Source organism: Metasolibacillus meyeri, from assembly GCF_003049505.1.
GTDB classification, from domain to species: Bacteria; Bacillota; Bacilli; order Bacillales_A; family Planococcaceae; genus Metasolibacillus; species Metasolibacillus meyeri.
This window is the reverse complement of sequence record NZ_PYWN01000029.1, coordinates 1-13114: the sequence shown is the minus strand read 5'-3', so window position 1 is coordinate 13114 and position 13114 is coordinate 1. Positions and strand designations below refer to the sequence as shown.

Genomic DNA, 13114 nt, shown 5'->3' with positions numbered 1-13114 from the left:
TGTGGCGTTTTTAGACTGAGTTCTTCTTTCTCAGTAGGGAGTTTGGCACTCCCTTTGATTCCATTACTTTTCTGGCATTCATCCTGCCACTTATGGAAGTCGGGGACTCTTGTATCTATCGCTCTGTTGCTGCCGCTTCGCTTTCGCACAGAAAACATTTGCTTTCGATACAAAAAACAATGCCGCTGTCGCTCTGCTTCCGCGCAGTAAACATTGCTGAGTCAAGTTAAAGTTTTTTATTCTATGTACATACTGCTACATAATGTTTAATATATCGCAAATTCCCTTTTTTTCTCGGTTAAACGCTTTTTAAGCACTTTCATGCACATCGTGAAGAAGTTGTGACATTTTAGTGATACTATGTGGTGGTATGTATTTTAAATACCTATTTTTAAAAAACAGAAAATTCTATCAATTAATCTTCAACACAATTGTGTTGAAGATTTAGCAAGTGCTTTATTAAGTGATTGCAAGATTATTTTTCCTATTTTAAATAAATATGAGAATAATTAGGCATTGCCTGTTATGCTGTTGATATGCAACATATGCTCTTGCGATTACTCATCGCAGACAAAGCTGTTGCTGTCACTCCGCTTTCGCGACAGAAAGCATTGCTGAAATCAAAATAAACTTTTTACAGGGGAGGATTTTCAATGAATTCACGAATTGAAAAACGTTTAGGGGTAAAGGAATTAGCTAGTAAAATTGTTTCTGCTGCAGAGGCTGCTGCTCTTATTGAAAACGGCACTGTAGTAGGCATGAGTGGTTTTACACGTGCAGGAGATGCAAAAGTTGTACCAGAGGCACTTGCAGAACGCGCTAAAAACGAGCCATTAAAAATCGATGTTTACACTGGGGCATCTTTAGGCCCTGAAGTTGACAATCATTTAGCTACTGTAGGCGCAATCCGCAAACGTGGCCCATTCATCGCAGACGCGGGTATTCGTAATTTAATCAACACAGGCGACGTAACTTATGTAGATGCGCACCTTTCTCACAATGCTGAATTAGTTCGCCAAGGTATTATTGGTCCAATTAAGCACTTAATTATTGAAGCGGTTGCAATTACAGAAGATGGCTTAATCGTGCCAACAAACTCTGTTGGTAACTCGCCAATCTTTGCACAATATGCTGAAAATATTATTATTGAATTAAATATTTCTCATCCAGAATCATTAATAGGTATCCATGATATTTATATTCCAGGTGAGCAAGGTTCTCGTGAGCCAATCCCAATGACAGATGTACAACAACGCATCGGTGAAATCGGTATCCGTGTACCACTTGAAAAAATTCAAGCAATCGTTATTTCTGAAGAGCCAGATGCACCATCATTAATCGTACCAGCAGACGAAGAAACACAAACAATGGCCAACATTTTATTAGACTTCTTCCGCGCTGAAATTAAAGCAGGTCGTCTAACAAACAGCTTAATGCCATTACAATCAGGTGTAGGCTCTGTTGCCAACGCTGTATTAGAAGGCTTTACAAATTCAGAATTTGAAGATTTAGTTGTTGCTTCTGAAGTATTACAAGATGCAGTATTCAATTTAATTGATGCTGGTAAAGTAAAATTTGCTGCTGCAACATCAATTACGCTTACTGAAGAATTACAGAAAAAAGTTTATGGCAACTTAGAAAAGTATGCTGATAAAATCGTTTTACGTTCACAAGAAATTTCTAACCACCCTGAGTTAATCCGTCGTTTAGGTTTAATCTCTATCAATACGGCACTAGAATTAGATATTTATGGTAACGTAAACTCGACGCATGTTTCAGGTACAAAAATGATGAACGGTATCGGTGGCTCTGGTGACTTTGCGCGTAACGCTCGTCTAGGTATTTTCGTAACGAAATCATATGCAAAAGGTGGCGCGGTTTCTTCAATCGTACCAATGGTTTCTCACGTAGATCATACAGAGCATGATGTCGATGTCATCGTTACAGAACAAGGTATCGCAGACTTACGCGGGTTAGCACCAAAAGAGCGTGCGAAATTAATCATTGAAAACTGTGTACACCCTGATTTCAAAGATCAAATTCGCGACTACTTCAACCGCGCAATCGAAGCAACAGGTGGTCACCAAACACCACATATTTTAGAGGAAGCTCTTTCTTGGCACGTAAATCTTGCTAAAAACAAAACAATGAAGCAAGAAGTACCTGCCCAAGCTTAATATTCATCAATTATGTCCAGATTTTTTCGAGCAAATGGAAGTGAGCTAAAAATTTCACAACACACGCCATGATTAACCGACCTGCTTTCCGCAGGCCTCTCAAAATCTGTGGCATTTGCCTAAGACTTTTGTTCAACATGATGTTTGTTACAGAGTTATTACGTAATTTCGACACTTATTAAACCAAAATAAAAAAGACAAAATCTGTTCAATCAGATTTTGTCTTTTTTTCTTTAAAAAATGCTATAATCAATTATTGAGAAATATTATCAACTGGAGGTTTATTATGCGTTTCTTCATATATGCCATTATTTTCTTCTCATTTTTTGATTTATTTACACAGCTACCTGTCATGAGTACGTTTGCTGAATCAGTTGGCGCGACGCCTTTTATAGCCGGGTTAGCTGTAGGTATGTATTCATTTTCTAATACATTCGGCAATATTTTATCAGGCTTCTGGACTGATAAAAAAGGGCCTTTCCATGTCCTTATTATCGGTTTATTGCTAACAGGTGGCTCACTTTTATTATATCGCTTTGTTGAAGAACCTGTACTGTTATTAGCTATTCGTTTTGTACACGGTCTAGTAGCTGGATTTATTGTTCCTGCTGCCTTTACATACTTAGCAAATGCTACAGAGCAAACGAAGCGCGGAAAAAACAGCGCAATTTCTGGTGCATTTGTTGGTATCGCAGCGATTATTGGACCAGCATTTAGCGGCATTATGGCGAGTCGTCAAAGTGTACCATTTGTTTTTAGTATTACTGCAATTTGTATGCTTATTCTTGGTGTGTTAACGTTATTCCTATTGCGTAATACCAATATTATAAAATCAAAAAAACAACAACAAGACGTTCCTGTTAGGGCGTTTTTCCGCAATAGTGGCACATTAAAAGCATTTACTGGTGCATTTTTCCTTATGTTTTCACAAGGTGTCATTGCCTATCAATTACCTTTACATGTACAATCGTTAGGTTTTGACTCACGCATGAGTGGGATGCTTATGAGCGTTTTTGGTATTGTAGCAGTCCTTGTCTTTATTTTACCGACAAATCGAATTTTTGATAAAGTTGCGCCTACATACACATTGGCTATTGGAATTGGTTTGATGGGTATTAGTCAGCTAATTTTAAGCCAATCGAACGATAGCAGCATGCTATACGGTGCCCTTGTTTGCTACGGTATTGGCTTCGGCTTATTATTCCCATCGATTAATTCTTTATTAATCGACTCGACATCAACAGAAGTTCGCGGAAAAGCATATGGTTATTTTTATGCCTTCTTCTCATTTGGTGTTGTTATCGGTTCATCTTTACTAGGATTGCTTGCATTAGACCACACACAGGGCTTTATTTTAACAGGTGTTATCTTGTTAATTTTTGCAGGTGTTAGCTTAATCAATTTCAGCAAAGAGAAACAGGCGGTACATTAATCATAAGAGGCTATCGAGGAATTTTTTCTCGATAGCCTTTTGTACTTTTGAAAACTATTCACCCTTTAATTTAATCGTTCTTCTATAGGGTCTTCCTGATCATTTTCGTTATAGTATTGCACCGCTGTTTGTGCACCTTCTGCAATCATATTATTTTCGCGAATATCTGTCGTATCTGGGCTAGCAGCTGTTTCCGCTATGTCTTGTAATGATGTATCATCTTCAACATCTGCTTTATCTTTCATCCCATCCATCATAGCGGTTGCCTTTACTTTTGCCTCTTGAATATAGCTCATTACTTTATCTCGATTTTCCTTTTTGCTTAAATAACTTGCTGCGCCTGCAACTAAACCTGCAATAACAACGCCTTTTCCTTTTAATTTTGCCATGATTGTTATTCCCTCCATTGTTATTCATGTTATATGGAAGTTATACCCTCACTGTTAGTGCTTTAAACATCAATTGCCGTATAAAGCATATCAATATGTGGCACATTATCGTAATCATAAGGCTCCGAAATCGCCTCAAATCCAAAGTCTTGATAGAATTTTGCTAAATAATTTTGGGCTTGAATAAATATATTCGCTGTCGCCCATCGTTCTTTTGCTAGCTGCATTGTGAATGCAATTAATTCTTTACCTAACCCTGTGCCACGTTTCTCCTTCGCTACAACTACTCGTCCAAATGATGCTTCCTCATATTTTTCACCAGGTGGAAGTAAGCGTGCATAGGCAACAATACGCCCTTCTTCTTTATATAATATATGTAGACTATTTTGGTCATGATCATCTAAATCCTCATAAATTGATTGCTGCTCCACAATAAAGATATTTACACGATGTTGAATAATTTGGTATAACTCCGTTGTCGTTAATTCATTAAATTCCTTCACTGTCCAAGTCATTGTAACCTCTCCTTTTTATTTTATTTTTTAAAAATGTTTATAATCATACAGCTACGGGTATTTATATAATATCAATTGAAAGGGGCGATGAATATGTTTAAATTTCAAGACGTACAGTTCGGCGGACAAGAAGTATTATCAATACTAGGAGCGGCAGGCGTATTAACATCGCTTATCTACTTCTTTGTATTTTAACATTGCAAATACTTCAATCCATATATATATACAGCTGTTGGACAATTTAACTTCTTTCAGCAATGTTTTTGTATCGAAAGCGAAGCGACAGGTACAGAGGTCTCCCACCTGTAGATGTGGCAAGATGAATACATGCATTAGACCCCCTTTCAGCGGGTGTCCAAATACCTGCTGAAAGAAGTTAAGCCTCCGGCGGATGTCACAGATTTTGAAAAGGAATTTTCGAGCAAGCTCGAAAAAATCTGGACGCAATTACGCCAAGGCGTAATTGATTTTGCCGACAGCTTTTTTGTTTTATTTAAATTGGTTATATACCTTTAACCCTTTTAACAAAAAGAAGATACTTCCTGTTTAAAAGTCAAACAAAAGTACCTTCTTTTCATTTTGAAAACATGCGCCTCTATCACTGCTAAACTCTTTTTCTAGTCATTATGCCTTCACATCATCATAAGCGTCGCTTTTTTCGAAAGAAGCAACGACATAGGAACAAATCGCGTGCATTTTTAAATTGTTTGTACGTGCATAATCTGCTGCTGCGTCTAATAGTTTTTTAGCTACCCCTTGTCCACGCAGTTGATCAGAAACATATGTGTGATCCATATGCATAACGCCATCTCTCTCCGCCCATGTAATTTCAGCTAAACGCTCTCCGTTTTGCTCATATTCATAAGCGAAAGTCCCACTATTTTGTACAAATGTAAATTCCATTGTATCCATCCCCTTTGTGTTATTTAAACCATGAAGAAATTGTTTCTATTAATTTATTAAAAAAGTTTTTCACACCATTCCAAAAACCTTCATCTTGAAGAATTGGCGCAAACTTTTCTTCAATTGTTTTACTTAAGTCAGATAGCTGTGAAGATAGCTTCGAAAAGTCGATATCTAATCCACGAATGCGATCCATTAAATCAACTAATAGTTGGCGGTCTTTGTCGCTTAAATCAATTTTTAGACGAGATAATTGATCCGATACGATTTTTTCAACTTCTTCACGTGACACAGGCTTTTGCTCTGCAATCACTTTTTTAATTTCCGTTAAAAGCTCTGCTATACGCTCATCTGAAATATTGGCACTGTCCGCAATGGATGTCGCTACATTTAATTCTTCATTTGCAATATCTGTACGTTCAATGTCAAGCTTTTCACCTGTTTTCACTTCATACGCTTTATAAATACCAACTAAGGCAGAATGGCCTGTTACTGGCTTTGGCGCTGCAATTTCTACAATCGCATCCTCAATACCAGCCGTCACCATCGCATTTGCATAAATTTCAGCAGTTACTTCTGTAATATTCTCTGGTGTCGTAATGCTAATCGTTAGCCCTTTGCCCTCTTCTTGACGCGTAATTTTCGCAGAAGAATACATACGAGAGCTAGCATTGCTATTTTTGATATATTGTACTAAATCACTGCCAGACACTGTGACTTCATCAATCTCTGACTCCTCATTGACACGCAACGCCACTTTTACAGTTTCCTTTTCCGCCTCCGATAAATTGGCGCCATATACAACAATCGGTACACCTAGCTTTTCGTTTATTGGCTTTTGTGTTGCCGCGCTAGCAAACGGTACGAATACCGTTAAAGCCAATACAGTTATAACAAGTTTTAAAATCCACTTTTGTTTCATTTTTTTATACTCTCCTTAAGCACTTGTGGTTGTCCGTATTACGATACGTCATACCCTTGTCTATTAGTACGAGTTTTTAAGTAAAAGGTTGCAGATGACTTACACAAGCTCTGTCCAGCCATCTTGTTGTTTAATTTTGCGTGCCTTCATTAATGAGCCAAGCGCACGCTTAAACGCACCTTTACTCATCTCAAACATTTCTTGAATTTCCTCTGGCGTTGATTTATCACTAAATGGCATTTTACCGCCAACGCTTTCTAAATAAGCATAAATTTTTTCTGCGTCATCACCTAGGCGCTCATGCTTACGGGGTAGCATCGAGCCATTTAGTGAGCCATCATCCTTGACATCGATAATGCGCACCTCTACATCTTGTCCTAAGCGAGGCTCTTCCTTCATTTCAGATTCATGCACGAAAATGCGGTACGGTGTGTCAACGCCAATTAAAAATGATCCGACAGGAAGCAAGCGATACGGGCGTGCAAGGATATTTTTATTGTACATATCATCCAATGCACCTTCATACAGCTCATTCACTTTTTCCTCTGTTGCTAAACGACCGAATAAATCGCCGTTACGGTCTGTACGTAATGTCATAAATAAATGGTCACCTGGCTGTGGCCAAAGCTCCTGTAATGCTGGTAAATCCTCTGCTTTGACAACAACTTCACGCGATGTGCCAATATCGACAACCGCGCCTTCACGCGTTACTTTTAAAACGCGCGCCCAATTGTATTGCCCTTCTAAAATTGTCGGTAAAGCTGTCGTTGCTTGTAATTCTCCTCTGCGATCAGCATATAAAAATACAGTTAATCGATCACCAATCGCAACATCTTCCACAACCTCCGACATATTTAATGGGATTTCTATATCGCCATTTGTTAGCATATAGCGTGAGCTTTGTTGTTCCAATATCGTTAATTCTACAACCTGCCCTGAGCGTAATTCATTCATCTTTTGCAAATTCCTTTCTGCTGCTTATATATTTTGCTGTGCTTTCATTGCATCTAACTTCTCGACAAAGTCCTTCTCTTCTTCCATTAGCTGTACTAAGTCGGCAATTCGATCAATTGCATTCCAGCTTAAATGGTGCTCAATTCCTTCAACGTCTTCATATATGCGTTCCTCATCTACACCAATAATACGGAGAAATTGCTCTAGTAAATCGTGCCTTTGCACGAGCCGTTTCCCTAATTTTTCCCCTTTTGGTGTGAGTGTTAAACCTCTATATTTTTCGTATACTAAGTAGCCGTCCTTATCTAACTTCTGAACCATTTTTGTAACAGACGAAGGTAGAACAGATAATGCTTCTGCGATGTCGGACACTCGTGCATACCCTTTATTGTCAATTAATAAATAAATTTGCTCGATATGATCCTCCATACTTGGTGTTGGCATATCCGAAAACCCCTCTCTTTCATTTAGCTATCTTAATTTTACTACATATTTCGGTGGAAAGATAACTGAAAACGGTGTGGAGGTGTCAGAAAAGTGAGCTAATGCAACACTTTCTGATTAATCATAGTTGTTTTTTTGAAATATAGGTCTTTTAGAAAAGTATTCACAGTCTTTGAAAGGTTTAAAACATGGGCTGGAAAAAGAGGAACTGGCAAAAAGAAGACATCACCTTTGAACAATGAAAATCTAGCTCTACCTATCTATTTAAATTAAAAGAAAAGCTGTTGAATATCGTGTTTTTATTTCCAACAATAAAACCCGAAAAGAGGACTAACGCGCCTCTTTTCCAACCACTCCATCTTTAAATAACTTGTTTCTTTTTATATACCACTGGCAGTATTTTTATGAAAATAATTGTTACAGCATAGACTAGCGCGATTATTAAAGAAAAAGAGCCAACATTCAAATTGCTTAGCATATTAAGTCCGAAGAGCGGCGCTGTAAATAGTAAAAATGCTGGGTATTGAATGTTGGCTACAGCGCCAAGGAGTAAAAATATTTTTAATTTGCTTATCACTTTTTTGTTACTAATTTCTTTGCTGATGAAAAATAGCACGTAGCTAAATAACACGAGTGATACAACAATATGTTGAATACCTATAGTGGCGTCAGGATATTTAATTGATGTGAATAAATTGACTGCAAAGGCGATTACATATAACCCAAGCAATATCACTTTATGATTCATTCTATTTCCCCCAAATTTAGGAACTTTATAATTAATTGAACGAATGGAAGTTTAAAAGTGTTCCCGCAAATCTAAGTAGATTATCCAACATATACCTGATAAACTAAAAATATGATTCATCGCTGTAACTGGGGGATGACCTCATCATTCTTCATTTTTTTACATCAATTTTAGAATACAAACTGCAAGTTTTTTTTGCAAGAACAATTGCTTTCATTAAACACGCAATTTTCATCGTGGTTAATTCTATTAAAAGGTAGAAAGAAATATATGAAAAAGCAAAGAGGCCTCACTAGAAAAGTGAAAAATATTACATTAAAAATGAATGAAAATACAAAAGATTTCCCTACCATGTTTTATCATGAGGAATATTACAACTATCTGCTCCCTGTATCTAGAGAGCTATTGCAATCCTCCAAGACATTACAAATTCAAATTGCTCATTTGCTGGTAGAACGTACATTGCGCTTAATTCATATAAAGCCTGACAATCAGCAGGAAACATTGGTTACTTTACTACTAAAACCTAACGATATGTGGAATTCTCAAATCGTTGTGCATAAAAATAAAGAAAGCTATTGCTCGTTTTATAAGCGAAATACGCTATTTCAACAATGGATTTTATTTGAAAATAGCGAGAAATTAATGACCTACTTTTCTTTAGAAAGCCACACTGATTTACAAACTATGACTATCGAAGAACGAATAGTCGATGCAGAGGAAAAACAAGTAAATTATTTTTTAGTCATTGGTGAGGTTATTGGTGAAGTATTTAATAAATAAGATATTTGCAACTTAAATTAATCAATAGTAGAATCCCTTTTCCAGTATGTTGGAGGGATTTTCATACTAAACATGGAGTGATGTCAGGAGGCATAAATGAGCATCAAAATAAAATATCAATGGCGCATTACAAAATATAATCCTGTCTATCGGAATGAACACGGGGGTTATACGATTGAGTCAGAATGGACGAGTTCCTCTGATATAGGGAAAAATATAGATGGTGAAATATTGACGCTGGAAGGCTATTTAAAAATAGAAACTGCCTATATTGATACGATAATGAAATTTTTACAAGTAAATCAAATTGATTTTGTGCGAATTCTTAAAGTAACTTATATTGATGGCAATAAGAATTCTATCTTGTACGACAAAGATATCGAGACACTTCAATTACAGGATGATTGCGAAGTGCCTGCTTCGCAAATTCCGTTACTCGCTAAAATGACATTACGAGAATTTATTCATTGTGATTTTATGACAGAAGATTTCTTTGTCCATTTTGGCTATGACTACTATATGTATATTGGCTCAAATCATTATGATGAGGAGCCACTGGAATTTGCGGAAGCGCAAGGCTTATTTGTAGAAGAAATGATTTCAGCTTATTATGTAGAGGAGAAAGACATAATAAGATCGGTTATTTGGATAGAACTTGGCAATAGCATTATTGTAGATGAGGAACTCCTGCCTAACATTGAATTAGACGAATATCGAAAAGCGTTGCACCTTTCATATATTCACCCAGTAACAGGTGTATTTCCGATCACACCAAACAATCAAGATTTTTTCCAAAGTAAAATTAACCATCAAATTGATTTTACTAAATACGAGTATTATTTAGCTTCGACTACTTAAATTAAATCTCAATCCCCTTTCCAGCAGGGGATTTTTTAGTCAAAAAGTCCCTATTCGCTCATTAAAGTGGTATTTTCGCTCAACCAAAGTCAAAATTCGCTCATTGAACATCATTTTTCGCTCAACCAGGCCTCGAATTCGCTCATCAAATCAGTAGAAAATAAGCTTAGTAATAATTGATAATATAATCCCAAAATGGATGTGATGTGTCTACATTATTGAAGAATAATTCCAAAAATATTGTACTGATTGTTCTTGTTATATTCATAGCTACTTCTCTGTTTATTTTCCTAAACAAAAAAGAAGCTAGCTCTCCCCAAACTGAAGTGATGATGGTTGAAGAATTGCCGAATGGAGAACGGGAAGTAGTCACTCCTTTACAGAACGACAATACTCAGTTCATAGCGAAAGAAGAGCAACTAAAATCATTCATAGCACGACAAACAAAATTGGATAATACAAGCATCGCCGTTTATTTAACGCCTGTTGCTGGTGAAGAAGGTAAAGAGCCTCAATTTGTGTCATGCTCAGTTGTGTTGGATACAACAAACAAACTATCCATACGATAAAAAATGAGATAAAAGCTATAATTAATATTAAAGAGGAAGACATTACGCTAACCAATAGTATCGATTAAAAGTGATCCGCAAGAACGAAACACATTACAACTATGGAATTTTATGATATGTAAATAATCAATAGTAGAGAATCTCTTTAAACCATACATAAATGATTTTAAAGGGATTTTCTATAATAATTAGAAACAGATTCATCAAAATATTATCATAACTTTGGTGATTAATTAGAATTATAAAACACTTATTTGGTTCAACTTTCTAAGAAATTCGGTTATTTTTTCAATACCTATGCATCATTTGATTAATCAAGCTATACAAGGACGTTAACATGTAAAACTTGCAAAAGATATATATTGTAAGTTTTCTGTCCTTGCTATTCTGATATATTGAATAAAATATGGGTAAGTAAAATTCATAATAGAAGAACTTATTTTTTACTAAACAGCTTGTTGGAGCTACTGATATACTTGGTGTATGAAATTCTCATAATTATTATGTATAAAACCAAGAAAGTTGCTACTCCTTTTCTTTTAATCAAGGAGGGACTAAACTTCTGTTGAATCAAAGAAAACATAATTTACTAGTGGGTATCATCGAAGACAGAATGATAATTAAATAGAGAAAAAATGGATTATTTTCTTTTAATCAGTAAAATTAGTAGTCAATTATTTAATAATAAATGGAGGGCTTTCATGAAAATAATATATAGGATTATTGGCTTCTTAATTGCACTTATTGGCATATTCTTTCTAAATATAACAATCGACGATCTGACTTGGCAGTTAAAAATAATTGGTGTTATTATTATGGCTGTTGGTTTTTATATAATTCACAAATCCAGTAAGGTTAAATACTAAAAAGGAGAACTATAATGTTAATAAATCGTAATTTCCTTTTTCTTTTTTGTTCACGTTTTTTAAGTGTGTTTGCTGATGCGATGTTATTCGTTATTTTATTAACAATGCTCGGTAGCTATAATACGAATTCTTTTGGACTTTCGTTATTTTATATTTTTGCCACATTGCCTGTCATTTTATTTTCTTTACCTGCTGGGGCCTATGTTGGTCGAAAATATTTGCAGAAGGTAATGGCTGTCTCAAATATTGTCCGATTTGCGTTCATTATTGGCTTGGCCTGTACAACATCCTTTTATCAATCGCCCATTATTATTTATCTATTTATTTTTGTCAATGTTGTAAGTAATGTTTTTTATCTTCCTGCTAATTCTTCTTTACTCCCTAAAGTTGTTCAAGAGGAACGCTTGGCAAAAGCAAATAGCTATATTCAGCTAACAATGTTGTTTGCGAAAATTGCTTCTTATAGTATAGGGGCATGGCTGATTAAAAGCGGTTTATCTATTCAAACACTATTGATAATGATTTCGGCTTTTTATATTGTATCGATGCTACTCGTTTTATTAATTAAGCCTTATTATATCAATAGACAGGAACAAAAGAAAAATATATGGCAGAATGTTAAAGAGGGCTTCCACTTTATTCGGTTAAGCCCATTGTATAGCCGACTTTTTATGATTTTTGGTGCAGCTTGGCTCGTTGGATCTTCTGTTGACCTTTATTTAATTTCTTATTTAGTTGAGGTTTTAGGGAAATCACATGAGGATTTATATTTAATTACGACATTTAGTTTAATTGGCATTTCCTTTGGGGCATTTTTAGCACCTTACGTCTATAAAAAAACAGATCCTAAAAATGGAATTTATTTATCTAGTGTTGCTTTCTCAATTGTCATTCTGTTATTCTCGCTAAAATTGCCTCTAGGCATACTACTTCCTTCATTAGTTATTGGGGGACTTGCACAAGGTATATTCATTATTTTTATTAATACATATCTGCAAAGCCATGTACCCGATGAATATCTGCCAAGAATTTATAGTATTTATAATTTTATTTACACTGGTGTCAGCTTGCCTGGCTATTTATTTTTCGGTTATTTGATCGAGCAAATTGGTGCCATTTCTACAGGCTTTATTATGTCAGCTTACTTATTATGTATAGCTATAATTACAGTAGTGTTACTCCCTTCCATGCGTGAGCAAAAAAGCGAAATATTAGAATAGAACAGTAGATTTTTTATTGCTATATTGAAAGATTGCTTTATTTAAGTTAATTGTGAAATTGAAGTCAATTTAATATTGGTTCGAGATTCCGCATTTTTTTCGCAGCAGTTGATGATTTTTCAGAGGCACATAGAGATTTAATTTTCTTTATCCCGTATTAACTAGGCTGTAAGGCCCCCACTTCAAAATAGTGAGTGGAACGAAATAGTTAAGTGGGGGGGATCAACAGCCTGTAAAAACCCGATTGAGTCCAACATGATGTTGGTCACAAAGCGTTTTCACAGGCTGTGAAGTGTTTAGCTTGTGTTCCTTTATCACCAATCAGTGGGGGATG

Annotated in this window: 13 protein-coding genes; 6 read left to right on the top strand and 7 right to left on the bottom strand. The window is 35.7% G+C overall.

The window, feature by feature from the left end; all coding sequences use genetic code 11:
• The first annotated feature begins 653 nt into the window (after window positions 1-653).
• Both C9J34_RS04450 and C9J34_RS04445 read left to right on the top strand, forming a co-directional pair.
• The gene (locus tag C9J34_RS04450; protein WP_107838662.1) at window positions 654-2177 is read left to right on the top strand and encodes a succinate CoA transferase; all 1524 of its coding nucleotides are present in this window, start codon (window positions 654-656) and stop codon (window positions 2175-2177) included.
• A gap of 286 nt (window positions 2178-2463) precedes the next feature.
• Window positions 2464-3609 (top strand): MFS transporter, encoded by a 1146-nt coding sequence (locus C9J34_RS04445; RefSeq protein ID WP_338016198.1) that lies wholly within the window; start codon window positions 2464-2466, stop codon window positions 3607-3609.
• 65 nt (window positions 3610-3674) lie between these two features.
• On the opposite strand, the gene C9J34_RS04440 is transcribed toward C9J34_RS04445, so the two are convergent.
• From C9J34_RS04440 to C9J34_RS04410, 7 genes are all read right to left on the bottom strand, one after another.
• The gene (locus tag C9J34_RS04440) at window positions 3675-3998 is read right to left on the bottom strand and encodes a hypothetical protein (RefSeq protein ID WP_107838660.1); all 324 of its coding nucleotides are present in this window, start codon (window positions 3996-3998) and stop codon (window positions 3675-3677) included.
• A 62-nt stretch (window positions 3999-4060) separates the two neighbouring features.
• On the bottom strand, window positions 4061-4513 hold the full coding sequence (locus C9J34_RS04435) for a GNAT family N-acetyltransferase (RefSeq protein WP_107838659.1): 453 nt from the start codon (window positions 4511-4513) through the stop codon (window positions 4061-4063).
• Between the two features lie 624 nt (window positions 4514-5137).
• Entirely contained in the window at window positions 5138-5416 is a 279-nt protein-coding gene (locus C9J34_RS04430) for a GNAT family N-acetyltransferase (RefSeq protein ID WP_107838658.1), read from the bottom strand.
• Between the two features lie 19 nt (window positions 5417-5435).
• Window positions 5436-6338, bottom strand: coding sequence for a DUF1002 domain-containing protein (locus C9J34_RS04425; RefSeq protein WP_107838657.1), 903 nt, complete (start codon window positions 6336-6338; stop codon window positions 5436-5438).
• Between the two features lie 99 nt (window positions 6339-6437).
• Window positions 6438-7292, bottom strand: coding sequence for a CvfB family protein (locus C9J34_RS04420; protein ID WP_107838656.1), 855 nt, complete (start codon window positions 7290-7292; stop codon window positions 6438-6440).
• A gap of 24 nt (window positions 7293-7316) precedes the next feature.
• Entirely contained in the window at window positions 7317-7736 is a 420-nt protein-coding gene (mntR, locus tag C9J34_RS04415) for a transcriptional regulator MntR (RefSeq protein WP_107838655.1), read from the bottom strand.
• A 361-nt stretch (window positions 7737-8097) separates the two neighbouring features.
• Window positions 8098-8484, bottom strand: a complete 387-nt coding sequence (locus tag C9J34_RS04410) for a hypothetical protein (protein ID WP_107838654.1) — start codon at window positions 8482-8484, stop codon at window positions 8098-8100.
• A 270-nt stretch (window positions 8485-8754) separates the two neighbouring features.
• Here C9J34_RS04410 and C9J34_RS04405 point away from each other — a divergent pair, with 270 nt between their 5' ends.
• The 4 genes from C9J34_RS04405 to C9J34_RS04390 all read left to right on the top strand — a co-directional run bounded on the left by C9J34_RS04405 (window position 8755) and on the right by C9J34_RS04390 (window position 12780).
• Complete coding sequence (locus C9J34_RS04405; RefSeq protein WP_107838653.1) at window positions 8755-9267, top strand: DUF3916 domain-containing protein; 513 nt, start codon at window positions 8755-8757, stop codon at window positions 9265-9267.
• 96 nt (window positions 9268-9363) lie between these two features.
• Window positions 9364-10125, top strand: coding sequence for a DUF7683 domain-containing protein (locus C9J34_RS04400; protein WP_107838652.1), 762 nt, complete (start codon window positions 9364-9366; stop codon window positions 10123-10125).
• Window positions 10126-10331: 206 nt separating this feature from the next.
• A complete protein-coding gene (locus C9J34_RS04395; protein ID WP_107838651.1) occupies window positions 10332-10694 on the top strand; it encodes a hypothetical protein in 363 nt (120 codons plus the stop codon).
• Between the two features lie 880 nt (window positions 10695-11574).
• Window positions 11575-12780, top strand: a complete 1206-nt coding sequence (locus C9J34_RS04390; protein ID WP_107838650.1) for an MFS transporter — start codon at window positions 11575-11577, stop codon at window positions 12778-12780.
• Window positions 12781-13114: the final 334 nt, after the last annotated feature.